This window comes from Parabacteroides sp. AM08-6 (assembly GCF_003473295.1).
Classification (GTDB): domain Bacteria; phylum Bacteroidota; class Bacteroidia; order Bacteroidales; family Tannerellaceae; genus Parabacteroides.
On sequence record NZ_QRMP01000021.1, the window covers coordinates 18,495 to 45,007 of the forward strand.

At 42.6% G+C, this 26,513-nt stretch carries 19 protein-coding genes; 10 read left to right on the forward strand and 9 right to left on the reverse strand.

Features of this window, described 5'->3' with window-relative positions; all coding sequences use genetic code 11:
- Positions 1–215: 215 nt before the first annotated feature.
- From DW103_RS12665 to DW103_RS12680, 4 genes are all read left to right on the forward strand, one after another.
- Positions 216–3,047, forward strand: coding sequence for a fimbrial protein (locus DW103_RS12665; protein WP_122276746.1), 2,832 nt, complete (start codon positions 216–218; stop codon positions 3,045–3,047).
- Positions 3,048–3,082: 35 nt separating this feature from the next.
- Positions 3,083–4,885 carry a DUF4906 domain-containing protein gene (locus tag DW103_RS12670; protein WP_370453485.1) on the forward strand — a complete coding sequence of 601 codons (1,803 nt, stop codon included), beginning with the start codon at positions 3,083–3,085 and terminating at the stop codon, positions 4,883–4,885.
- Between the two features lie 56 nt (positions 4,886–4,941).
- A complete protein-coding gene (locus DW103_RS12675; RefSeq protein ID WP_122276693.1) occupies positions 4,942–6,540 on the forward strand; it encodes an Mfa1 family fimbria major subunit in 1,599 nt (532 codons plus the stop codon).
- A 108-nt stretch (positions 6,541–6,648) separates the two neighbouring features.
- On the forward strand, positions 6,649–7,641 hold the full coding sequence (locus DW103_RS12680) for a FimB/Mfa2 family fimbrial subunit (protein WP_122276696.1): 993 nt from the start codon (positions 6,649–6,651) through the stop codon (positions 7,639–7,641).
- Between the two features lie 5 nt (positions 7,642–7,646).
- Here DW103_RS12680 and DW103_RS12685 read toward each other — a convergent pair whose 3' ends face one another.
- Positions 7,647–8,567, reverse strand: coding sequence for a DMT family transporter (locus tag DW103_RS12685; RefSeq protein WP_122276748.1), 921 nt, complete (start codon positions 8,565–8,567; stop codon positions 7,647–7,649).
- A 137-nt stretch (positions 8,568–8,704) separates the two neighbouring features.
- On the opposite strand from DW103_RS12685, the gene DW103_RS12690 reads away from it, so the two are divergent.
- On the forward strand, positions 8,705–9,352 hold the full coding sequence (locus tag DW103_RS12690) for a pentapeptide repeat-containing protein (RefSeq protein WP_122276698.1): 648 nt from the start codon (positions 8,705–8,707) through the stop codon (positions 9,350–9,352).
- A gap of 2 nt (positions 9,353–9,354) precedes the next feature.
- Here the strand turns inward: DW103_RS12690 and DW103_RS12695 are convergent, their stop codons facing one another.
- The 4 genes from DW103_RS12695 to DW103_RS12710 form a co-directional block, all read right to left on the reverse strand.
- A complete protein-coding gene (locus DW103_RS12695; RefSeq protein WP_122276700.1) occupies positions 9,355–9,621 on the reverse strand; it encodes a GNAT family N-acetyltransferase in 267 nt (88 codons plus the stop codon).
- A gap of 4 nt (positions 9,622–9,625) precedes the next feature.
- Entirely contained in the window at positions 9,626–13,180 is a 3,555-nt protein-coding gene (locus DW103_RS12700; protein ID WP_122276702.1) for a hypothetical protein, read from the reverse strand.
- 187 nt (positions 13,181–13,367) lie between these two features.
- Positions 13,368–13,769: a DUF4907 domain-containing protein gene (locus DW103_RS12705; protein WP_233545684.1), complete on the reverse strand. Its 402-nt coding sequence runs from the start codon at positions 13,767–13,769 to the stop codon at positions 13,368–13,370.
- Entirely contained in the window at positions 13,717–14,730 is a 1,014-nt protein-coding gene (locus tag DW103_RS12710) for a kelch repeat-containing protein (RefSeq protein ID WP_122276752.1), read from the reverse strand. Before DW103_RS12710 ends, DW103_RS12705 begins: the two co-directional genes overlap by 53 nt.
- A 262-nt stretch (positions 14,731–14,992) precedes the next feature.
- Here DW103_RS12710 and DW103_RS12715 point away from each other — a divergent pair, with 262 nt between their 5' ends.
- Both DW103_RS12715 and DW103_RS12720 read left to right on the forward strand, forming a co-directional pair.
- Positions 14,993–16,300: a DUF4270 family protein gene (locus DW103_RS12715; RefSeq protein ID WP_122276704.1), complete on the forward strand. Its 1,308-nt coding sequence runs from the start codon at positions 14,993–14,995 to the stop codon at positions 16,298–16,300.
- Positions 16,287–17,492 carry a hypothetical protein gene (locus DW103_RS12720; RefSeq protein WP_122276706.1) on the forward strand — a complete coding sequence of 402 codons (1,206 nt, stop codon included), beginning with the start codon at positions 16,287–16,289 and terminating at the stop codon, positions 17,490–17,492. Before DW103_RS12715 ends, DW103_RS12720 begins: the two co-directional genes overlap by 14 nt.
- A 411-nt stretch (positions 17,493–17,903) precedes the next feature.
- Here the strand turns inward: DW103_RS12720 and rplS are convergent, their stop codons facing one another.
- The 3 genes from rplS to DW103_RS12740 all read right to left on the reverse strand — a co-directional run bounded on the left by rplS (position 17,904) and on the right by DW103_RS12740 (position 20,389).
- Positions 17,904–18,251, reverse strand: coding sequence for a 50S ribosomal protein L19 (gene rplS, locus DW103_RS12730; RefSeq protein ID WP_122276710.1), 348 nt, complete (start codon positions 18,249–18,251; stop codon positions 17,904–17,906).
- A 126-nt stretch (positions 18,252–18,377) separates the two neighbouring features.
- Complete coding sequence (locus tag DW103_RS12735) at positions 18,378–19,604, reverse strand: acetylxylan esterase (RefSeq protein WP_122276754.1); 1,227 nt, start codon at positions 19,602–19,604, stop codon at positions 18,378–18,380.
- 2 nt (positions 19,605–19,606) lie between these two features.
- Positions 19,607–20,389, reverse strand: a complete 783-nt coding sequence (locus DW103_RS12740; protein WP_122276712.1) for an NIPSNAP family protein — start codon at positions 20,387–20,389, stop codon at positions 19,607–19,609.
- Positions 20,390–20,489: 100 nt separating this feature from the next.
- On the opposite strand from DW103_RS12740, the gene DW103_RS12745 reads away from it, so the two are divergent.
- Together DW103_RS12745 and DW103_RS12750 are read left to right on the forward strand one after the other, a co-directional pair.
- Positions 20,490–23,474, forward strand: a complete 2,985-nt coding sequence (locus DW103_RS12745; RefSeq protein WP_122276714.1) for a glycoside hydrolase family 3 N-terminal domain-containing protein — start codon at positions 20,490–20,492, stop codon at positions 23,472–23,474.
- A gap of 74 nt (positions 23,475–23,548) precedes the next feature.
- Positions 23,549–24,580: an aminotransferase class I/II-fold pyridoxal phosphate-dependent enzyme gene (locus DW103_RS12750; RefSeq protein WP_122276716.1), complete on the forward strand. Its 1,032-nt coding sequence runs from the start codon at positions 23,549–23,551 to the stop codon at positions 24,578–24,580.
- Here the strand turns inward: DW103_RS12750 and DW103_RS12755 are convergent.
- Entirely contained in the window at positions 24,552–25,412 is an 861-nt protein-coding gene (locus tag DW103_RS12755) for a methylated-DNA--[protein]-cysteine S-methyltransferase (RefSeq protein WP_122276718.1), read from the reverse strand. The two genes, DW103_RS12750 and DW103_RS12755, sit on opposite strands and share 29 nt — an antisense overlap.
- 156 nt (positions 25,413–25,568) lie before the next feature.
- On the opposite strand from DW103_RS12755, the gene DW103_RS12760 reads away from it, so the two are divergent.
- Positions 25,569–26,426 carry a GyrI-like domain-containing protein gene (locus tag DW103_RS12760; RefSeq protein ID WP_122276756.1) on the forward strand — a complete coding sequence of 286 codons (858 nt, stop codon included), beginning with the start codon at positions 25,569–25,571 and terminating at the stop codon, positions 26,424–26,426.
- Positions 26,427–26,513 lie beyond the last annotated feature (87 nt).

The window sequence follows — 26,513 nt, forward strand, 5'->3', positions numbered from 1 at the left end:
AACCAAGGTGCGAATATTGTAAATAAGCCTTTGATTTACACATCGTGTTTATATTTAGCAACTCCCTTTTTTTATAATCACATTATTCGGTATAATTTATTTTTCCAACTTTTTATATCAGAAATGTATATATAATTATATCCACGTTGATTTATAGAACTTTGCAACCGGGTAAATTGCCACTCGCAGAAGTGATGATTATAATTTTTTTGAGAATGAGTATAGGGTATAGAGTATATAAGAACATAATTTGCGTTTCATTACTAATAGTATTATCGGCTTGCGTAGATGAGACCCTGATAGAACAGAATGTAAACGGTTCATTTATTTCAATCAAAGGAATGGGACCTCAAAGTTCCACACATGCCGGAAGTCCTGAAGATTATGTAATTGAGACACTTCGTGTTCTGACTTTTGATACAAGTACAGGGAGTTGCATCACGAACATACGTTATAATACATCGCAGAATGATGTCATTCAGCATCCAGTTACTGCCGGAAACTATGATTTTGTTTTCTTGGCCAATGAACCTGCTACCGATAATTTCATTGAAAGCAGATTAGCCGCAATCTCTAAATATGAAGATTTGAATAACATCGCTTATCCGGCAGATTTTTTCTTATCAGACCGGATTATTCCTATGATACAAGAGATGAAGAACGTCACAATCCTGACAAACGGACAAGGAGCGAGACTGAATGACGGGACGACTGTTTCCTTGTTGCAGTTGGCTCTCTACAGGCTTGGCGTACGGGTTGACGTTATACTGGAAGCTGTGGCTACAGAAAGTAATTTCGATGATGCTTTTGAAGGTGTCACGTTCAGCGGTATCCCGAATTTAGTTCCGCTGACAGCTCATTATAACGGCTCGTCCGTCAAGCATAATATCACGCGTACATTTACCCGGGATACAAAATATATTTCAGACATGCTTCCGACTGTCGAAGGTGCAACCTGGGCAAAAAAGATAACACGAATCATTTTACCATCCAATGAATTGGAGGAAAAAGAAGATAAAGAAAAGGCTATCGTTTTTACAATAAACATGAAGGATAAGTATAATCCTTCCACAGAATTGAAGATTGCTTCAAATCCAGCAAACTATAGCCTTCCGAACAATACAAAACTTGATTTGACCGGAATAATCAGAGAATCGCTGGATGTAAACATTGAAGCCTCTGAATGGGGTAAAACCGACAACCAGTGGAATATACCGGGTAATAGGATATTGAATGTATCGCACACGGAAGTCAGTATTACAGATTTTAACGGTGCACGGATTTCCTTTTGGTCTAATATGCCGGTTGTGAGAGTTGCAAACACAGTAAAGGTGGTAAGTACAGGGCAAGAAATGGAGACGAATACGGTATTCAATGCCTTATCTTCACAAACATGGGCAAAAAACCGTGACGAGAGAATCTCGTATGATCCTACTACAGGTTCCGGCTATATGGATATCCTGTTGGATCGTCCGAACAATATCGGTGAAGAGACTTATAAAATTACCTTAGTGGCTGCAGAAGATTATTACCAAAATAGCAATCAGGAATTAATAACGGTAAATCCGCTGGAAAAGACCATCCTCGTTCACGTCAAACAGGAAGGAACACGTGTCGATTTCATCGTGAACTCAGATAAGAACAGATGGACGCGTCCTTATATCGGTGCTTTTTTTACCGACAATGAAACAGGTGAAAGGGTGATTAGCGGTGACAGGTATAGTTATTGGCATGTTTGGACTGCGACAGTTCCGGAAGAATACAGGGATTTTATCGTCATTAGTACAACTCCGAGTTTTGACCCGGCAATAGGGACTGATGCTCCGGGCGAAGCGGAAGATTATCCCGTAATCCCGAATTCCTATAAAAATGAGAATGGATATGAGGTACGTGGAAGAGGACGTATTTATTTCAGGATTGGGCTGAGAAGTAAAAATCCTCATCAGGGAACACCGAGATACGGTAGAGTGGATATTACTTACGCGAATAGCGAAAATGGCGTGTCTGACACTCTTAAAACCAAACTGTTTGTTCGTCAAGGTGAAGATGCTGATTACTTAATGCGGAACGGAAGTACGGGAAATACATACGGAGCAAAGTTTTCCCCCTACAACCTGACGGCAAAAGTGTTCAAAGATAATCCGAACACAACAGTTCCCTGGGTATTAATCAATAAGAATGACTTAGAGAATTCGGTCGATTTTGTTAAATATCCGACTCAGGCGGGAGCCCATTTTCAATGGGGATTGCCAATTGCTCAAGCAAGCCTTGTCCTTCGGGCTTATCATCCTACAAATGTGAATCTTGCTGCGGATTGGAGCATGCCGAACTGGCCCATTTCATATATCGGAAGCCCGCCTTTATGGCGGCCCGTATCTGGAGATAAATTTGAAGATTATTATGAAATCTGTCCTCCGGGGTATCGTCGTCCGACAGATGGTCCGGTTGATCAGATTGCAGTCAATAGTCTCACGTATGGTAACCAGATTTATCAGTCCGATTGGAGAATGTCAATATTCAAGAAACCGATGAAGGGAGATGCGAGTTCGTATACAGTAGACAAGCCTTTTAACGAAGCTTTAAAAACAGAACTATATACACCTCAAATTCTCGACGAAATAATGTATGGGCAATATGCGGATGGTTTCTTTGACAGACGACCGATTAAGACAGGCAAAATGCTTAACGGGACTGACAGAGGAAATGGTGCAGAATCGCTCTATAAAGGAGTCTCTCTGAATAATGCAAACGCAGCATACGGTGGCGTATTGTTGTTCAATTCCGAAACAGATGCTTCCGTATTTTTCCCGGCGGCGGGAAGAAGATGGCATTTAGACGGAAGTTTGGAGTTTGCCAGTGAAACAGGATATTATTGGTCCGCATCCGTTGCTCCCGGATGGACCCAAAAAGTAATTGAAAATGGAGTGGAAAAAGAGACGGGAACACCTTATAGTAATATTTGGAGTATGGAATTCAATTATCCATCCACTATGCCCAAATCTATCAGCGCTCATTTCGGGTATTCACTTCGATGTGTAAAAAAATGAAGAAAAAGACAATATATATAATTCATCTTCTCAGTATGCTTCTACTCTTACTGATGACAGCTTGTGAGCACGAAGTTCTTTCCTCCGGGCATCCGGACGAAGGAGAAACATCGGACGATAAGGTACGGATTGAAATCTTTGCCCGCGCCAACGATTACAAACTGCCTTCAACAAAGGGTACAGATAATGAAAACAAGGTTGGTAAAACTCCTTGGATTCTTGTGTTCAAGGGGAATGGGGAAAATGCAACTTTTATTGAAGCTGTTCAGGCTTTTGAACTGGTGGGGAAAAGGTTTGTAATACTGACCAAACAACCTGCCGGCAACAAATATCAGTTATTAATATTGGCTAATCCGCAAAGCCGGTTTTATTATGGAGACAATGTCACTGGGTATGATTTTAATGCGGATAATTTGTTAACCCGAATAAATCCGGGTATAACGACCTTATCTGAAGTTTGTAAGAATTTACGGACCGAACCATTGGATAGTCCCTCGCTCACAACCATTCCTTATAATGGTGCCGACGAGCCTATTCCAATGAGTTATCTGCTGGAAGTAGACAAGATAGACAATACCACCAAAATAGAAAACAGTGATAAAAGTTCGTTACAACTAATCCGGTCTGTGGCTAAACTGATGATTATCAATAATGCTTCCAATTTCAAGTTGAAAGGGATAATGACGGTAGTCAATGTTCCCAGACAAGGACAATGGCATAATCTTGACGGTTCCATCATGGATAATACATCTAATTTGACAGAGTATCAATATGATGCGGCTTACTCATCCCCTTTGGTTACGACAGAAGTCGTGACAGGAGGACAAAGCACGGAAAACAACCCGATATATTTATATGAATCAGACAAACGGAACGAGCCTTATATAATTATTCAGGGGAGCTATGAGAATCAGGATTATTATTATAAAATGGCGATTGTTGACGACACTTTGCAGTCGATGAATATACTTCGCAACCGCGCTTATAAGTTCACCATCAAAACAGTCAAAGGGCCGGGTTATGACTCGGTGGAGGATGCTAAAATATCCAAAGCTTCCAACACCGCTCTCGATTTCACGATATTGGTGGATGATAGTAATTCTTATGAGATTATAGCGAATAATGACTATTATCTGGCGGTAAGCAACTCTGTATTTATTGCTTATTCCAATAATAGTACGACCCATGAAGCTTTTAATGTGATAACCGATTGTAAAAAGGACTTTCCGGATGCAAGAAGTATAACGGATAATGAAATGGATGTAGAAGAAGGTTCGTTTCACCTCTCATATCCGGAAGACGGCAAAATTCCTATCGTTGAAAATAATATTTCTCCCCGTATAACTCCGATAGGCGTTTTTGTTTCCAACAGGCTTCAGTGGCATGAGGAGGGCCTGATAGCCATTGACGGCACAAAAAGGATAAATGCTTCTGTGACCCTGAAACTTGGAAATCTGGAAAAACAGATTCATATCAGGCAACGGAATGCTATCTCTACAAAAGGCGATACATTACGGTTCATGCCGACAAGCAATTTGGACCCCCTAAAATCAGAGATTAATTATTATAGTCTCTCCGCTTACGTAGAAGACGGAAATGACAATCCCCGAAGCTGGATTAAACTGCGCTCCTCCATCCCGGATAGTGACCGGAATGATACGGAACATATTACGGTGGATGATGGGATAATATATATTGAAGTATTGCCTAATTATGGTTCGGAAAGAAATGGGATTGTCTATCTGACCACCATTGGAAACCCCGGTTCATCCAAAAATGGCAGTAGTGTGAAACGTATAAAAATTGACATTACTCAATCAGGAAGAGTAAATAACTGATAATATAGAAGAAAAGGGATAAGTGAATTGATTAATAACTATTTAATTATTGTAAAATGAAAAAGAAGTTTTTTTTGATGTTTACATTGGCAACGATGATATTTGCCGCATGTAATAATGACATCATTTCGAATGGAGATGATGATATCGTAACAGACCCGAAAGGGGATGCATGGGTAGCTTTGAAAGTGATTACCCCATCCACTCCGTCCACTCGTGGCCTGAATAATCCGAACCAGGAAAATGGCTCTGCGGAGGAATCGAAAATAAAGAGTATCAGAGCTATTTTCTTTACTATGGATGCAGATCCGATAGTGACTGCCGATATGGAATTAAGAAACGAGGAAGCAGGAATTACCGATGACGGACGACCTACCGGCAACCCCGGCAATGCTTTTACAGTTCCGGCAACATCCAAACGTATTTTGCTTGTTGCAAATCCTTCCGAGAATTTTCCTCATCTAAATAATACTGTAGGAAAGAAGTATAGCGATATCAATGCTGCAATCACAGAAGATGTCGGGAATATATCTTCCATAGAGGGATTTATGATGACAAATGCGAAAGGAGGGCTGGAACCTTCTTTAGAAGGAGGAGAAGATACTGAACTGAAACTTTATAAAACGGTAGAGGCTGCTAATAGAAGCCCATTATCCGTCAAAATCGACCGCGTAGTAGCTAAAGTTCGTGTCAATATTGAAACGAACACAGAAGCCCCGGCTATTATTGATTTGAATAACGGCGGATGGGCATTGAATGTCACCAATACAAAATATTTTCCCGTATCCGAAAGAGTCGCAACATGGTATGAACTGAACGGAGGTGGTTTCCGTGCCCCATTCGACCAATATAAATTAGGTTCTTATAGAAGAGATCCCAATTATGACTCTCAAAACGGAAGTCTCGACTATCATTATATTAATGAATTTAATGTGACAGGAGACGAGTGGTTGGGTAATCACGAAAGTAAATATTGCTTTGAAAATACACAGGATGCACCATACAATATGCATGCTTATACGACACATGTATTGTTCAAAATAAAATTCATCCCTGCCGAATATAAACTGCCCGACTCTGATACTCCAGTAATGAATCAGGAAAGTAATGGCGATTGGATGCTGATTAATGGCGGTTATTATACTTTTACTACATTAATGAACTGGATTGAAGCGGAATTGACCTATAAATTCAGTCAAGAAGACCCCTCTATTGTCCCGACCGCATTAACCAATGCTTTCAATCGATATCTAGGACCGGAAGGAATAGGTATCGGTGAAGTAGAACTTCCGAATAATGCAGGAGATATAGCAACAACAATGAGTGCTTTCGCAGACACAAAAGAGAAGATAATTCAATCTGGTCCGAATCGGGCTAGGAGTGTAGGCAATCTTACTTATTATGCCGAAGCAACCTGTTATTACAAAGCAATCATTAAACACGATGATACAAAGGATGCGATAAATGAATTAGGGGAATTTGGTGTAGTCCGTAATTCAGTTTATGATATTAATGTTACTAAATTCAATAGTCCCGGATATCCTACCATTCCGGAGCCAGGCACAAATGAGCCGGACGAAGAAGAAGGAAATTGGTTGTCCGTCCAAATCAATGTGAATCCTTGGACATGGTATAGCCAGGAAGAAGAATTTTGATTTAGAGGCCATCACTTGCTTTAGTTTTGTCTAAAAAGAGGGGGCGGAGAAATAACTACCGACACCCCTCTTTATTTATACTTTACAGAAATTGAAAACATTGAAAATATGAAACCAAAAAGCTTATTGTATTATATAACATTAGGAGTTCTTTTCGCTGTCGCCGGCATAATAACCTCTTGTGAAAGTATTAGAGAGGAACTTCCGGAATGCCGTTTGTATGTCAAATTCAAATATGACTATAATATGCTTTTTACAGATGCATTCCATACCCAGGTTGACAAGGTGGAACTTTACGTATTTGATAAAGACGGCAAGTTCCTGTTCCGGCAGACAGAAGAGGGAAGCATCTTAGCTACAGGTAATTATCTAATGGAAGTAGAATTACCTGTCGGAGAATACCAGTTTCTGGCATGGGCAGGTGTGCACGAATCCTACGATATTGCGACACTTAATGGAGAATCCGATATTACAGAGATGAAATTACGGCTAAAACGTGAAGAGTCCCGTATCATTGATAAGAAACTGGACCCCCTTTGGTATGGAGAAATTCATCATGTGAATTTTTCCGGAATGGCTAATCAAACGGAAGTCATAAACCTGATAAAAGACACGAATAAAGTACGATTCGTCTTTCAAGGATACTCACAGGGAAATACACCCAATAGTTCTACGAAAGCCTGGAATTTGAATATGGATGATTACAACTATGAAATCATTGAAGCAAACGGATACCTGGCTTATGATAATTCCTTACTAAATGACGATGTCCTGAGTTTTCGTCCTTATTACAAAGAACAAAAAAGCCCTTCCGCGGCAGTCGTAGAAATGAATACAATGCGATTGATGGAGAACCGGCAAACTCACTTTACGGTAACCGAAAAGGCAACAGGGAAAAAGGTTTTTGACATCAACCTGATTGATTTTCTCGCCATGACCGATATGGAAGGGAATAATTGGGGAGTACAGGAATATCTGGACCGGCAGGATGAATACAAAATCATCTTTTTCTTTTCAGAAACCTCCTCGGATTTATGGCAGGCTATACAAATCCAAATCAATGGATGGACCTGGTATTCACAGACAGAAGGTGAAATGTGACACGCTCAGGCACGGTTACTTTTCTTGCTCCTTTTCGATGCTTTTTCGGCAATATAGACCCCGCCTATGATACAAAAAGCGCCTGCTAAAGAGGTAACTGTCAACGCCTCGGACAAGAATGCGGCAGAGGTTAAAAGAGTAACCAAAGGAACGACATAAATATAATTGGCGGTTTTGGATGCACCTAAGAAACGGACAGCCGTGTTCCACATCAGATAACAAAGCATGGAAGCAATACAACCTAAAAACAATAAGTTACAATAAACAACAGGAAGTCTAAGCAACTCATAATTCATTTTCAAAGGGACAAATATAAAATAGACAAACAAGGAAAGAATTCCATAGCAGAATACCTTCCGCGTGATAAATAATACCGGATAATGACGACTAAGCCTTTTCAGGATAATACAATAAAAAGCCCACGAAACCGCCGCCACCAAAGTAAGGAAATCACCTAACGGATTTATCTTCAGCAAAACACTACCATTGAAAACAACTAACCCCACTCCCGCCAAAGCAACCAATGAACCATATAACACATTCCTTTGCAAAGGTTCTTTATAAAAAATACCGGACAATATTGTAGTGATAACAGGAGCCGTACAAATCAATAATGAGACATTGGAGGCCAATGTTATTCCCAAAGCGGTATTCTCCGCAATAAAATAAAGAGAACCTCCACATATCCCGGAAAGCAACATCAAAAATTCGTCCTTCAAGCTGCTTGCCCAAAGCTTTTTATGCGATACTATCAGGATACAGAAATAAGCCAAGACAAAACGATAAAGCAATATTTCGACCGGGGACAAACCTGTATTGATTAATATCTTGGTCGAGACAAACGTTGTTCCCCATATAACGACAGTCAATATAGCAATACTATGGTACAAGAAAAGAGATTGCCGGGCAAGAGGTTCCGTTTTCATCATTGTTCTTTTTAAGTTTCTGCAAAATTATATATTATAGGTCATTTTCCAAACTCGATAGATAGAATAGGATATTTTTCTTACTTTTGTTTCATCTATCACCAAACATTCCTACATAAACAAAAGAAGTTCCATAGATGAAAATAACACAGCCCCGCTTGGCAAAAATACTCCATGAAGATGTTTCTATTGAGACCGCATTGGAGAAGAATGAAGAAGACTTGATTGAATACGCCTTTAAAAATCAACTAATAGAGGAGTTACAGAAAAGTAATCTATCTGTCCAATCATGTCTGTTCGCAAATTGCTATTTCCAGGGATGCTACATAAAAAAATCACAATTCAGTGACATTGTATTCCGTAATTGCGATTTATCAAACGTAAAACTGACAGGATGTGGATTTCACCGAGTGGAGTTTATCGGATGTAAGCTGATTGGGACAAACTTTTCGGACGGGATTTTCAACCATGTGTTATTCAGGGAATGCAAAGGAGATTACATCAATTTTTCTATGAGTAAGTTGGGACATGTAGACTTTATAAACTGCGATTTGAGAAACGCAGGAATGGAGGATTGTCAATTTTCTTACATCAACTTTGAGAAGTGCAACTTGACTGAAAGTGAGTTTTATCATACTAAACTAAAAGGAATTGATTTCTCAAGCTCCGAAATATCCGGTATTCGTGTGAGTGCACCGACAGTCAGCGAACTACGGGGAGTCTCCGTTACATCACTGCAAGCACTGGAGTTGGCACGAATACTCGGAATTACTATCAAAGAATAAAATCATTGCGCATAATCCGGATGACGATGAAGCCAGGTTACCGCATAAGAACAAGTGGCTAATGGTTTCATACCGTTGGCCAAAGCATAATCATAGGCATACTTCACCAATGCGGATGCGATTCCACGGCCTTCGATTGCAGGTGGTACAATCGTATGAATAATATCTAATTTTCCATCTACCAGACGGTACTGTACAAAGGCCGTTACTCCATCCATCTTCGTTTCAAAACGCTTTTTATCAGGGTAATGAGTTATTACATATTCCATACTTTTATTTATTAACCGGTTCAAAATCTAATGAAATCTGCTCCTTCTCCTCCACTTCGGACAACTTCCTTGACGGAGATTTCTTTTTGCCGTGAAAGAAGTTCTTCACTTTTGTAAAGAAAGTCATAATACCTTTCGCCGTATCTTGTTTCTTTTTGGAAACGCCGACCGATTCAACTAAGGCCGGACGAAGAATTTGCCACAGGTAATTGAACGTGGAATGATAAGGGTCTCTTATTATTGTAACAGTTGAATGTCTTGGTTTGTTATGTTCTTTTCCGGTTTTATCGGGATTATCATGTTTAAGTACACGATTCACGAGACTTGTCAAAAACTTTTTATCAACCAGTTGGCCGTCTTTTTCCTTTAAAAGAGCCGCCCGCAAATCATCGTAAAGGAACAGCATATCGACTGTTGCTCCTTTGCTCGAAGCCTCCGTCCGGAATATGAATTCATTCAAACGACCACTTTGTATTTCAGCCGAAGCTAACGGAGTAATCAGTTCGTTCAAGGCAGTCAGGTCGAAATCACTCATCCGGGCATTCAGCACGAAACGGTCGTTCAGGGAATCGACCGGCAGCAACCATGTTGCGGTAAAATAACCTTTTCCCATCAATTTACCATTCGCATCAAGCCGTATATACTGCTCCGGTACGGAAACAATATTTGTAAAACCGGAAAAAGTACCATTCATTCCCGTAAAGAACAACTTCCCGGGAGAAGTTCCTTTTAGGGCCAGTTCTTCATAAACAACCGACAAATTAGTCACTCCTACCCGAGCTATATCTAACTTCAGCGGAGCTTTTTGCAATCCTGAATAAACCATTGGAACGATATGACGTGGGACAGGAATCTGTTGGTTCTTGAAATTACGCAATACGGCATCCCCTATCCGCACCTCTTTTATCCGAAGGATTTTATCAGTAAAATAAGCCGGAAAATCAATACCGGAAAAATTCAATTTCTCCACACTTACGTCAAACCAGTCTTTATGATGCGGCTGCAAATAAGCAAATTCCATTTTAGGATAAAGAGATACCAAATGTAAACGCTCGACATTCAAATTCGCTTTTGTCAAATCTACGTGGCCTATCTTTAACGTATAAAAACCGTTATCCAATGGAAAAGCCAGATTACGAGTAGAGAAACGGATATCTCCCAATGAAAAATTCCGTTTTTCATTATCCACAACCAAATTTTCCACCACCAGATTTGTTGTATCCAGTTTTTGATGTTCCAACGTATCGGCATTTCCCCGGAAAGCATAATTGAGTTCTGCATCCTTCAAATTGAACCGATGCAAAGAGATTCTCCCGGCTATATTTCCAAGCAGGTCATACATATCTGCAATATCGACAGAAAACGAATCCTTGCGGTGCACAACAGGAAACGAAGGGCCCGGACAAATACCGGCAACCGGATTTAGCAGATTGACAGTACCCACCTCCAATAATGTGCTATCCCAGGAAATCTTATCTATTTCAAACCTGTTCAGGACTAAGGACATGCCCGCTTCATTCGTTCTAAACACTCGTATTTCAGGAGATTCAACGCAAAAAGATTCCAGATGTAAATTCTTTGTCAGATTTTCCGGCAAATGCTTTAATCCGGTTACGTAAATATCCGGAGTCTGAATACTGAAATAAGTAGGCGGAGCTTTCTTCCAGGAAGAATCCTGAGGCATCAACCGGACATCTTTCAAGCTCAATATACCTTTGACTGTCGAATATTGACCTTTACGAATGGATAATTTATACTCTTTCCCAGGTAAATAATTATCAAAATCACTGAAACTAAACCCCATATTTCCATAATTGAAAAACAAGCCGGAACCTTTGTTTGTCTGCTTATTTACCAGAATATCGGATGCAAAGAAATTAAAATGATTCAATTGATAAGTAACCGGTTCATCCGCACAATTATCGTCAAACATAATAGCTGCATTATTCAGGCGAAACTCTCTAACAGACAAATAGCGCAAAAACGGATTCAGGATAGCCTCCACATCCACACGACTATCTACCGGCTTTTTATTTGCTGCTTCTTTTTTTCGGGTTGCCGGGACTCTGACATAATGAAACCGGGGATAATCAATCTTAAATTTCTCGGCACTAATTCCATTATCGTACCGCAAACCCCGAATATTAAGAGTGTCAATCGAGCCGGACATATAATCGTTGCGACTCCGCATGGATAAAGGGCGAAGACGAAATTTCTCTATACTGAAATCACCGCTTCCGGTATTCAACACCATACGTTTTATAGCAAAACGATGATTATGAGCAGCCATCATACCGTCTATATCATTCGCTTCAAAAGCAAAATCTTTCGAATACCAAAAGCCGTGTTTGACTTCGGATAGTGAATCTACCCGAAAATCATTTGCCTGAAAATCAAAATTTGCCAATTTATAAACTTCCGTTGTACCTTTTACAGCAAACGAATACTGCATTTTTGCCTTTTCAATTCCAATTACCTGGATGGCTACACTATGCAGAACCGGGGATATAATTTCATACAATGACAAAGAACGAACCAAGGAATCCGTATTCATCCGGTTTGCTTCTTGCTGCCCGGCTGTTTCAGATGCAGCATGTTCATCTGTAAATCCATACACACTGATATCCGGCTGTTTAATACGAAAGGAATGGGCAGTCAGATAATTCAATGCTTTTTCGCGTCTGAAAGCAATACCCTTAACTTCCACCGCTTTAATCAGTGCATCCAGATAACTATCCGGCCTTTGTTTCATTTCTTTCCACAATTGTCCTTGCGGCTGAAGATGAATATTGGAAATAGAAATAACCGAATCTTTTGTGCTCAACCACATACTATCTGTCTCAAGTGTAAAATCATTATTCGCCAATAATCGTTGTGGCTGATTGGCAACAAAATCGAAATCATTACAATACAACAACTTACCACTCTCCGATGAATATTCATCCAAATAAAATCCATAAGCATGGAAATCGGCATTCGCAAGACGATAGACAATCGGCGAAACCGGATTTTCTACCGTATAGAAAACACTCGCATTTTCCAAGTTCAATACCTGTACGCTCAAAATATCGATATAAGGAGAAATAACTTCATACAAAGTTTTCGTTTCAGCCTGCCTGACTTTCTTCTCCGTACGGGAAGAATAATAAGAATTAAATACTGCTATTTCGGAATGCTTTATCTCAAAAGAATTAAAATGTAATTGTTTATAATTCCACCTCCATACTAAATTTACCCCTTTAAAATCAATGACACCGACATCGGCCGTCACATAAGTTGCAGGCAAGCTGTCCTTAGCCGTCCAGCTACGGAATACAGCAGAATCGGGCTGCAGCCGGACTCCTTTCATTTTTAATTCTCCTTTAAAAAAACTAATGGACAAATCGTCGAACGAAAGACGATAAAAACCATCGGTAGCATCAGCCGTACGCTGTATCAGCTCCTTTTTCAGATACCGTTCCAAACGTTTTGTCAGGTGAAAATTAAGCAAGAACAGGGCAGCGGCCGATAATAATATCGCCACAGACAGGTATCGTATTATTTTCTTCTTTTTCCCCATAAAATAGACTTCTGTTGCTATTTAGCATACATCTATTAAAAGAAACAAAATAGTACACTATAAGTTGCAGAGATTCACGCAATAAAATCAATACAGCAACCGAAATCAAACGGCTTGGCGGTACATATAAGAAAAAAAGGCCTACCATCGCTGGCCGGCCTTTTCTTAATGTTGAAAATCTTCTTTTCTAATCAGAGAGTGAATGTTCTAAATCTTCCATAGTTACCGAGATATCTAAATTATGCTTTAACCTATTCAATACCAAAAGTCCCGTACGCCGGGCACTACGCTCATCGGGGAAGGGACAAACCGTGTCAATTGCGGGAATGGTCGGTTGATAAATCAACGTCTTTTTATTCACCAAAATTTTATATCCCCAACCATTCCCCAATTGAAACGTTTGCAACTCCGGTTGCCGGCTGCGCGAAGACCCCATTTCTCCGCGACAGAAATAAAAAAGAATAATCAGCAGCGGCAGCAATATCAGGCTCCAAAGAACCATCTTTCTCCTTTTCATCGCTTTTATCATCATCACATCAATCATCATCCGGGTCATAATCATATGGATGAAGTTCCCAGATATCATCATAGCGATAGGTGCCGCTTTTACCCGTAGCGATAAAACCTCTGCTTCCATTGGAGAAAGCAACAGACAACGTACGCGTACTGCCTTTAAAGTTATGTACCTGCTCCCATAAATCGGTTGAAGGATAGTATTTCCAGGTATCGCCCCTTACACTTCCCTGCTCTCCGCATGTCAGATAGGCTACTCCGTCGATAACGAAGGCCGAGCCATACATCCGGACGATATTGTAATCGTCGTCATAATCCTCATCGGACGAGTCGGATATATCCCGAAGCTGCGTCCATTGCCCGGTCGACGGATTATATTTCCAAAAATCATCTTCATAGGTTCCGTTATTAATACCGCAGCATACATAAGCAATATCATCGATAACGAAACTGGTCGCTCCCATACGTTTGGTTCCACCGATACTGACAATTTGTGTCCAACTGTTGGCAGACGGGTCGAAAGAATAAAAATCCTTCAGATAATTCCCATCGTATCCGGCACCGATATAACCTTTGCCGGCTACTCCGAAACCGACAGCCGCATAACGTGCCGAACCTGGAAAATCGGCTTTTTTCGTCCACGTATTAGTAGTGGGATTATATTCATAGAAATCGTTTAACTTATTTTCGTTATCGTCATATCCGGTTCCTATATATCCTTTGCCATCCACGGTAAAAGCAACAGCCGAATTACGGGGAACCCCGGGAAAATTTGCTTTTTGCGTCCATGCGTCATTATCCATGTCATACTCCCAAAGGTCGGAAAGGCGACCTATACTGGGAGAACCTGTATAACCTCCAACTATATACCCTTTGTTTCCAATTGAAAAAGCGGCAGCATCATAACGTGCCAGACCGTCAAAGTCAGATACGCGGACCCAGTTACCAATTAAATCTTCATCGTCATCATCACTACATGAAGTAATTATGACAGGGAGCAACGCTACAAGAAGCATCCATAATTTTTTGTGTGTCATCATCAAACTTGTTTCTGTTTTTTTCTGGATGCAAAAAAACAAGCCTTTTCTCTTCCTTGCAAAAAAAATCGGCAAACAGACTATTTATTCCGGCAAACGATGCTATAAAAAGGACGAAAACCGGAAATAATGCAATAATCGGATATATGTCGCTTAATCCTCTTTTTTCTCCGGTTAATTGACGGAATTCTTCCATCGACAGGTTTTTCTTGCACAATAAACACGGATTAAAGTTCTTTGCTATCGACAAATTGTACTCATAATGAATAAGACACTTATTATCATTTCCATCATTTTGATAGGCAGTAGCCTTTTTTCCTGTTACGATGAGAATAACTCTTTTGGCGATAACCTTGTCAAAACGGCCTTCCGTAATATAAGCGTAGACAGTTGTACCGTTACACTTTCCTCCTCTTTAATAGACTCTTTGGAAACAGACGGGCAAGGTTTGGCACTAATCGGACGTTATACACATGCATATTGGGGGACTGTGACTTCGTCGGCCTATCTGCCCTACAATACTCCGGCATATAATACGGACGCATCCGAAAAGGTTGTGCTCGACTCTCTGGTTCTATCCTTAAAATACGCCGGTTATTCCTTGGGAGACACAAGTCAGTATCAGACTTTCACCGTACACTGTTTGCAAGAAAAAGTAGAGCTGAACGACAATGGTTATCTTTACAACAATTCCTCTTTCATGTACGACCCGGAACCGATTGCGACTTGTACCTTCAGGCCCCGGACCGGAGTAGATGTAGAAATACGTCTACCTGACGAATTAGGACAAGATATGCTGACACGTCTGCATACACGCGACCTATCAGTCTCCTCCGACCGTTTTGAGACATATTTCAAAGGGCTTGTTATTGTTCCCGACGCCTCCTGTCAAAGCATGTATTCGTTCAGTGTCGGCGACACGGCTTCAGCGATAATACTACGTTATCATATCATGGATGACTTAGTCAACGAACAGGAGTGTGTGATATCGGCCAACACCACCACTCAATTTTACCATATCGACCACGACCGGACAGGAACTGTGCTTGAGAATCTTCCGGCCAAAGGTGTAGAAATGGAATCGGCGGCGTTGGACAACCGGGGCTTCCTGTTTGCCGGCATCGGCTGGTATACCCGGCTGAAATTTCCCCATCTGAACAACATCCTTCAGTTAGGTAAACGGGTCTCCATCGAATCCGCCTATCTAAAGATATACCCGGAAGCAAGTACATATTCGGACTACAATACGCTTCCTGACAACATATATCTTTATATAACGGACGAAAACAATGTCGTGACCGATGCTGTGAAAGATTATCTCGGGAACGAAGTGCAGAGCGGTGTTCTGGAGAAAGACGATACTTACTCCGAAAATACGTACTATTATTTCGACATCACCACTTTTCTACAAGAAGAACTCGGTGCTTCCGGTATGTATAAACACAGTTTACAGTTAGTATTCGACGAAGATACATACATTCAGACCTTCCGCAACCTTACATTCCGTGACCAGCAAGGAAGTTCACCCGTTACTTTACAATTAACTTTTAAAGTATATGAAAGCTATTAAATACATTTTCTTATCCTTTCTTCTGCCAGCCACCTCCCTCACGGCCCAAAACGTAATGACCTCTTCGCCTTACTCCATGTTCGGAATAGGCGAAATAGAAACAGGACTTTATGGTTCGAATGCTGCGATGGGCGGCGTATCCGCCGGTATGCGCAACAAACAGCTTATCAATGCGGACAATCCGGCTGGGCTGACGGGTATCGATACTTGCAGGCTGCTTGCCGAAGTGTCAGCCTTTGCCAAATGGGAATCGTACAAGTCGAAGGGAAGCAGCCACGATGCTTTCACCGGCAATCTGTCGCGTTTCGTCATGGCCGGCCGCATCATTCCACGTTGGTATGCAGCCGTGGGACTGGCCCCCTATAGTTCGGTTGGTTACTATTTCCAAAGTACACAGGAATTGGAAGGTTCGCCGGGTTCATATTATACAAGTACTTTCTCCGGAGACGGCGGACTGTCACGCGTTTACCTGGCAAACGCATTTAAGCTCCTGCCCTCGTTGTCGGTGGGAGCCACAGTCAATTATATTTTCGGAAACATGTCGCAATCGGAAAGTCAGAGTACAATGGCAGTCTCACAAGCGCTTTACGGATATACTTGCTCTGCCGATTTCGGAGTTCAATACCACCGGGCGTTGGGACGCGAACTTTACCTGACAGTTGGAGCCGTTTACGGTCTGGGGCGGAAAATCGCCATGGAAAAAACCCAAACCATCACGGAAAGCGCCGGCAGTTATGATTATGCAATGAAGAAAAGCCGGCAAACACTTCCCCAATCGGTAACGGTTGGCAGTTCTCTCCTATATAAGAAATGGACGTACGGATTGGATTATTTGTTCCGTCGTTACAGTTCATTGACGTCGGGAGCAAGCCGCGTCACGTTTCATGACGCACACGAATTACGAGCAGGTGTTTGCTACCTTCCCAGCCAATATCCTTCCGACAGTTTCTGGAAACGCACGGAATACAAAATCGGGGCCGGGCTTTCCACCCCATACATGCATGTAAGCAGCCAGAACGGTCTTTCTTGGCGAGTCACGGCCGGATTCGGTTTCCCTGTGATAAACGGACGCATCAACGTTGCCTTCTTCCATGACCGTACACAACTGAATAGCAATGTGTTACAAAGCAGTTTCACGGGATTCACCGTTACTTACACGCTCAATGAATTGTTCCATCGGGTGAAATTGTAGCCATCATTTCCCTATAAAAAACATGCTCCCGGCAAGAACTCTGAAATCTGTCAGCAAGAATAAAAGAACCCTCCAGTCAAATAAAAATTTCCTCCCTATCATACAAGCATTAGTATTCAAGGTATTTACTGGCTGACAATCGTCAGCCAGTTGGCTCATAATTATCGGCCAGCTGGTTGATAACCGTCGGCCAGTTGGCTGATAATTATCAACATTAAAATTGTTCCTATAAAAATCAGAGATTCGTCGGTATGAAAATTCATTTATATCAGTAGCTTTTTTTATATCTCCGGTAACACCTGTTCCGTATATTAAAAGGCTTTGTGAAATATTTAGGTTAAGAGTTAAAAACAAAAAAGCCATCCGGAACGAACCGAATGGCTTTTTTGTATGGCAATAGAACCGGAGAGATTACACTCTCTTTTCTTTGATTCTTGCTTTCTTACCGGTAAGAGCACGCAGATAATACAATTTAGCGCGACGTACTTTACCAAGTTTGTTAACAGTGATGCTTTCGATGAACGGTGATTCAATCGGGAAAATTCTTTCCACACCCACATTCTCAGACATTTTGCGAACCGTGAAACGTTTTTTGTCACCGTGTCCAGAGATACGGATAACAACACCACGATACTGCTGGATACGTTCCTTGTTACCTTCTTTAATACGGTAAGCTACTGTAATCGTGTCACCACTTTTAAATGAAGGATGTTCCTTCTTTGTAGCAAACGCTTCTTCTACAACTTTAATTAAATCCATTGTTTATAGCTTTTTAATTGTAATGTTTAATGAAACGCAATATAACGGGCTACTTTTCCCGACAGAGATTACGTAAAGCGGGTGCAAAGTAACGAAATAAATATTTGATGTGCAAATCGGTCTGAATTATTTTAGCCATTTGTCGGCAAATTTAATGTAATTCTCCCAGTCAAAGTCCGTTACATCGTGTTTTCCTGTCCGGATATGATAAGCTACACGGTGAACAACCGGCGAATTAACAACCGGCATCACATCCGATTGCAATCCTTCCAAGCCATACAACCGATACACATCGCCGGCATAGAAAGCGGAAAGGAATTCCCCTTTTGGGTCAGCCCACAAATCTTCCTCGGCACTTGCAACATAAACCGGACGTGGAGCAATCAGAGCTATCAATTCGTGTTGGTCGACAGGCAAAGCCACTTCGTTTCTCCCATATTGCCGGAAATTCTTACAAAACCAGTGCGGAAAAGCGTTATTAATAGTACCGACCGTTTCCCCGAATGCCCTTTTTGAAAGAGCTGCACCTCCGCATCCCGAGCAGTTGGAAATAACGATAGAAAAGCGTGAATCCTGTGCACCGGCCCAAAGTGCAGCCTTACCCAGACGGGAATGTCCCATCAGAATAATGCGCGAAGCATCAATCTGGCGGTCTGTTTCAAAGTAATCCATCATCCGGCTGATGCCCCAAGCCCAGGCAGAAAGAGCCTGCCCGCCATCTGAAGCAATATCTTGCTCTCCCCGAATTCCAAAAAGAGCAAGTACACTTTCGGCATGTCCGTCTTTCCGATCAGGAAAGAAATCGAAATAGTAGACAGTAGCCAATCCGTATCCTGCATCAATAATTTTAGAAACCGGCCAACGGGACTGAGCACATCCACGCGGATTGTCTGAAGAAACGATAATATCAGGATCTGTACTAATAGTCTGGTTTCCCTGAAAATTGCAGGCAAAGAAAACAGGGACAGGTGTCTTTATCTGATTAGGCAAATACAATAACAATAACGCTTTACGCCGAACTCCATTTTTACTGAACGTGATTTCTATCTGTTTGCGGGTAGCACTGCCTTCCACAGCACTGTGATTATCATCCAATTTCCGGTAAGAGACGTCTACCTCTCCTACCGGTGATTTGCCATAAACTTGTTCGGTAAAGAGGGTAAGCAATTCCGGACGGCGAATTTCTTCCCACTGCTCTACCGTGGTTATCTTCCGGCCGGCATTACTCTCCAATAGGGCCGGTAAAGTATAAGCCGGAACTTTACCTTCTTCATCGATAGTTTCTTCCGTTTGAGCATACCCGGCAAGAATGACAAAACTAAGGAATAGAGCAAGAATATAGACACGTTTCATAATCATATTTGAGAATAATCCAACGGTGACAAATACAAACTCTGATTGTTCGTAGCTGTATAAGCATATTCCGGTAATCCCATTATTCTTTTCCAGTCCGGATGCGCACCAAACTTAGCCCAAGCGGCATTGCGCGTCGGCTCATCCTTATACCAGGTAAGATACATCAAAGCAGGCATGCGCGAACCGGCCAGTATCTCTCCGTAGCAGACAGGATTTATTCCCACCTTGTCGAAGATAGCCAGTTCGTCCTTGTTGAACATGGCAACTTTGCGCTGGTTCGCTTCCTCGTTGGGGCTGTGATAGGTTCGCAGTTCAAACAGCGTGCGGTCTTTGTCCGGCTGATGGAGTTGCGGCACTTTGTCGAATGCTTCGCAGAGGAACGACTCGAAATTGGTATACACCGGATTAGGCGCTGTCGCATCATAAAAAGGTTGCGCAGCTTTACGGAAAGTACTGTCGTTCCAGATTTCCCGTTTCACTTTATAATAAGTCGTTATATCCGGATAAACGAAAAGGAGCAACCGGCGTTCCTTTTCTTCTTTCTTATAAGGCACGAAAGCTCCCACTTGAATCTTCTTTCGATTGTAAACCGGAATAAGCACTTCCTTGAAAAAGGTGTCCAACTCCGTGCCTTCGCCCACCAGCGTATAGATACGCCATTCGTAAATCTCTTTTTCTACTGCCACCGTACTTCCGGTGATTTCTTCAACCTCATTGCTTGCTTTCAATGCTGGTACAGCGGCCAACAAACCGGCCAACTTCATAAAATGTCTTCTTCGCATACGTCTTTGAATTAGATTAAAATTAATTGGTAAACGTTCCAAAGATAAAAATATAACAGTAAAATTCTTACATTTGGAGAGTAATTATGCTTTAGTGAAGATGAAAAAGATATATATCCTCTTAATTAGCTGTGTTTGCGCACTTTCCGGATTAGCACAGACAACGCCGAACTTTTACCGCTCCGTCGATAAAGAAAAGATGAATCATTGGGTGGATTCAATTTTCGATACGATGAGCTATGACGAACGTATCGGCCAGCTTTTCATGGTTATTGCCGACCTGAAAACCGACACTCGCAACATACAACGCCTGACACGTTATGTAAATGAGGTAAAAATCGGCGGTATTCTGTTCCATAAAGGCGACCCGGTGACACAAGCGGAAATGACAAACCGTCTGCAAAAGGCATCCCGCGTCCCGATGCTGGTTTCCCTAGATGGCGAATGGGGGCTGTCCATGCGCCTTGCCGGTACCACGCGTTTCCCGAAGAATATGATGTTGGGAGCGATTGAGGATAATAACTTAATTCTGGAATATGGCCGCGAAGTAGCCCGCCAATGCAAAGAAATGGGCATCCACATCAACTTCGCACCCGATATGGATGTAAACAGTAATACGGAAAATCCGGTTATCGGTCTCCGCTCTTTTGGAGAAAATCCGCATGCCGTAGCTGAAAAGGGGATTGCATATTCGCGTGGATTGGAAGGAGAAGGAATTATTTCCGTCGCCAAACATTTTCCGGGTCACGGCGATACATCCGAAGACTCCCATTATACACTTCCGACTGTGCACCACGATTTATCCCGCTTGGACAGTGTTGAACTTTTTCCATTCAGGGAATATGTCCGCGAAGGTTTTGCCGGTGTGATGACCGGTCACCTGTTTGTTCCCGCCTTGGATAAGGCACGAAACCGACCTGCTTCGCTTTCGAAACCGATAGTAACCGGCATATTGCGCGAAAAACTCGGGTTTACAGGTCTCTGTTTTACAGACGCCCTAGCGATGAAAGGGGCTTCGGCACGTAAGTCCGACAACCCATCCGTTATGGCTTTACTGGCCGGGAACGACATCCTGCTGGCTCCAACAGCTCCGGTAAACGACTTCAAGGCTGTAAAAGAAGCAATCGACGAAGGCATTCTGAAGATGGAGGACATCGAAGCCAAATGCCTGAAGGTGCTTCAATACAAATATATCTCCGGATTGAACAATTACCGTCCTATCCAAACCAAGGGACTATCCGAACGCCTCAACTCCCCCCATGCCGCATGGCTGGCGGCCAAGCTGAATTCAGAAGCCATCACGTTGCTGAAAAACGAAGAGAACGTTATTCCTTTGAAGCAACTGGATAAAAAGAAAACGGCGGTTGTCTCCATCGGCGATGATACGGACAGCGATTTCATCAAGATGTTATCCCGCTACGACTCGGTTGCGGTATTCAGCATCAGCCGGACAGCAACAACCGCACAAACCCAACAAGTTTACAAGAAATTGGATAAATACGACCGGATTATTTTCGGCATACACACAGTCCGTATTCCGGAAAGTCAGGCTATACGTCAGTTGACAGCCAAGAAAGAAGTCATACTGACCTTCTTTACCCTTCCCTATTTCTGTAAAGAATATAAGGCTTCCATCTCAAAAGCCAAAGCCGTGGTGATGGCTTTTGAAGGAACTCCGCTGGCACAGGAATACGCAGCACAGCTTATCTACGGAGGAATTGCAGCTAAAGGGAAACTACCTGTGTCCATTCCCGGATTGTATTATGCCGGAAGCGGCATCTTTACGGAAAAAACGCGCTTAGGTTACCACGAACCTGAAGAGGTGGGGCTAAACGCAATTCGCATGCAGGCTATCGACTCAATTGCACAGGAAGGAGTGGACAAGAATGCTTATCCCGGCTGCCAGGTATTGGTTGCCAAAGATGGAATGATTATCTACAACAAATCATTCGGCCATTATAGTTTTGATAAAAAACAGCCTGTCGACGAAAATGCCGTGTACGACCTGGCCTCTTCATCCAAAGCTACCGGGACATTGCTGGCTGTCATGAAAGCTTACGACGCAAAGAAGTTCACCCTCAATAACAAGATTTCCGATTTTGTTCCGGAATTGAAGCAATCCGACAAAAAGGATTTGAATATCAAGGAACTGCTATATCATCAGTCCGGCTTGACGCCAAGTATCAACTTTTACTTGGATGCTATCGACAAAGACAGTTACCAAGGCAGCCTCTACAGTTCTGCGAAAAATGCGACCCATCCGGTCCGTTTCGATGCCACGACGTATGTACGCAATGACTTCACTTACCTTCCCTCGTTGGTATCGGAAACAAAGAAGCCCGGTTTCACTACCGAAGTGGCGCGTAATTTCTACGTAAACGATACGTTTAAAGATACAATTATACAAGATATAAAGAAGTCCCGTCTGACAGGCAGGGGAAAGTACAAGTACAGTTGCATCAACTTTATCCTACTGAAGATGATGGTGGAAAACCAGATGAAGCGACCGATGGACGAACTATTGCACGACGATTTCTTCAGCCGCCTGGGAGCCTGGTACACGACTTACAACCCGTTGCATGTGATGGATACGCTGCAAATCGTGCCGACTGAGAATGATGGTTTTGTGCGCCGGCAACTATTACGCGGATATGTACACGACGAAGCGGCTGCATTCCAGGGAGGTGTCTCCGGGAATGCCGGTCTGTTCTCCAATGCCAACGACTTGGCAAAAGTTCTCCAACTGTACCTGAACCTCGGGACGTATGGGGGCGAACCTTATCTATCGGCCGAAACAAGCCGCCTGTTCACACAGAGCAAAAGCCCGTCCAGCCGCCGGGGATTGGGCTTCGACAAGCCTGTCCCGGGAAATGCCAATGCTTCGCCTTGCGGTATATTGGCGCCTGCTTCCGTTTACGGACATACCGGATATACCGGTACATGCTTTTGGGTTGATCCGGACAACAAGTTGATTTATATTTTCCTTTCCAACCGTGTCCATCCAACCCGTGCCAACAACAAGCTGGGACAGTTGGATATCCGTCCCCGCATACAGGATACAATTTACAAAGCGCTTAATAAATAAAAAATAGGAATTGCGATATGAAAATTCTTATCTTTGTCATTCAAACAACATTCATTAATTAAATTATAAGTTATATGCTATTCGGACACGGAGACGATTTCTACAATTCGCAGAATGAAGTAAAGATAAACTTTAGTTCCAACGTATGGCACGGTGCCAATCTGGAAAAGCTGAAAGAACATTTAAACGGACAGTTCGATAAACTGACACGCTATCCGGAACCGGATGCCGGCTCGCTGAAACGTCTGTTGGCCCGTCGCTATGAAATAAAGGAAGAGAATGTTGTAGTGACAAACGGCTCTATTACGGCTTTTTATCTATTGGCACAAACTTGGAAGGGAGCGAAATCCACAATTGCCGTCCCCTCATTTTCGGAATATGAAGACGCTTGCCTCCTACACGGACATGAAGTGAGCTTCTTTCCTACTTCGGACGATCTTTCGGAACTCTCGCTGGAAGGACAGGATTTCTGCTGGATTTGCAACCCGAACAACCCGGACGGGAAATTAATACACCGTACCGAACTGCTGAAATTAATAGCCGCCAACCGTCAGACAACTTTTGTAATCGACCAGGCATACGTTGCCTTCACTACAGAAGAAATGCTGAAACCTTCGGATATAAAGAACAATCCCAACCTGATATTGGTACAGTCCATTTCTAAAGCCTACAACGTACCCGGTTTACGTATCGGGTATTTGATTGCGACACCGGAAAAGACAGAGGAAATCAACAAGTATATCATACCCTGGTCGGTCAACGCAATGGCCATCGAAGCCAGCAAATATATCCTGATTCACCCGGCACAGTTCACGCTTCCTATTCGCAAATGGCAACGTGAGACAGCCGAATTTATTTATCAACTGAGTAAACTGGATGGTTTGGAAGTACAGCCAACCTGTACGACCTTCTTCCTTGTCCGCCTGAAAAACGGGACGGCTGCTTCCCTGAAACAATACCTCTGGGACAATTACGGTATCCTGATACGTGACGCCTCTAATTTCCGGAGTTTGGATGAAACCTATATCCGGCTTTCAACACAGACGACTGCCGAAAACCAACAATTAGTGGACGGAGTTAAGGAATGGTTGTCGTTGCAATCGTAGAGGTGCGGGCATTTTCCCATCCTATCAGGGCTATCTTTCGTTCTCTTCCCCAGTGATATTGACCGAACAAGCCGGTCGATAGGATAACACGATGGCAGGGAATGAAAAAGGCAACCGGATTGTCACCAACGGCAGAGCCGACGGCACGACAGGCTTTCGGACTATTCAAACGGCTGGCTATATCACCATAAGTAGCCAGCTTTCCCATTGGAATTTTCAATAATGCTTCCCAAACTTTCAGCTGGAAGTCCGTTCCTTTTACATGCAGCTTGATGGATTTCGGGTTCTGCCAGTCCTGTTGGAAAAAGGCAACGGCCTGCCGCTGAATATCATCAGGCTGTTCTCGGTAAGAGGCATTCGGGAAAAGGGTTTTCAGTTCGGCAAGCGCAACAGTACGTTCGTCTGCAAAAGCCATATAGCAAATGCCTTTTCCGGTTGAAGCGACCAACAGTTCTCCAAAAAGACTTTCCGCAAAACTATAGCCGATTGACAGTTTTTCTCCTCCGTTTTTATACTCTCCGGGCGTCATACCTTCAATCGAGACAAAAAGGTCGTGCAGGCGTCCTGTGCCGGACAACCCAACTTCCAAGGCGGTATCAAAAAGCGTAGCTTCCCGTTCTTTCAATATCCTTTTAGCATGTTCGATACTTATGTATTGCAAAAACTTTTTCGGACTGACGCCGGCCCATTCCGTAAAGATACGTTGAAAATGGTCGGGACTGAGATTCACCTCTCCGGCCACTTCTTCCAGAGAGGGTTGTGCTTTATAGTTCTCACCGATATAACGAATTGCTTTCCTGATACGTTCAAAATTTAAAACCTCTTGTGTCATGCCTATACGCTACCTTATTATTACGGTTACAAAACTAACATTCTTTATGAGAAAGCAAAACCCGTTTCTTGCGAAATGTTGATAAGTTAGCAAGATTGGAAAAGTAATCCGTATAAGTACGCCTTATCTTTGCGGAAGTAAAAGATGAAACAGAATATGCAACAAAGAACATCGACAAAAGAAGAGTACCTGAAGCGCGTCAACGAGGTAATTGAATATATCAACAATCATTTGGGAGAAGATATAGACTTAAACCGATTGGCGGAAATGTCACATCTGTCTCTTTATCATTTCCACCGGGTGATGAGCGCATTCCTGGGCGAACCTCTTGGAGCCTTTATAGTACGGACACGAATCGAGACTGCAGCCCGGTTACTCCGCTATACAGACCTTTCCATCAGCGACATTGCTTACCGGATTGGGTACGGTGCACCCTCCTCTTTGTCAAAAGCTTTCCGGCAATTCTATTCTATTTCACCGAATGAGTATCGAAACAATAAAGAATATATAATCATGAAACCGGAAAAAATATGGCCTGACTTACAGTTGCAAGGCGAAATGAAAGAAATTCCAGTAAGAAACGTTATTTACATCCGCTTGACAGGAGATTACCGTCTAAACGATTACTGTGGGACATGGATGAAGTTGATACAGTTCGTACGCGAACAAAACCTCCCGATGGGAGATGTCTGTCCGCTCTGCATCTACCACGATGACCCGAAAGTAACCTCTCCCGACAAGTTACGTACCGATGTATGTATGGTAGTGCCTGTAGCCGTGACACCCAAAGGTGAAGTCGGAGCCAAGCAAATACCGGCAGGCAGGTATGCCTCTTTTCTCTATAAAGGTTCGTACGAACACCTGCAAGCTGTCTATGACACCATTTATGCCAGACACATCCCGGAAATGGGATATTCCCTGCGTGATGAACCCGGTTACGAACGTTACCTGAATGACCCCACCCAGACAAAACCAGAAGATTTGCTGACGGAAATCTGTATTCCTGTGGAATAAGCTGCCGGTTAAGTATTTTTAGTTCTGTCCGGAAGTCTTTTTGTCTTCTCGGTTGTTATAAGGAACAACTCGCTAAATATACCGTTA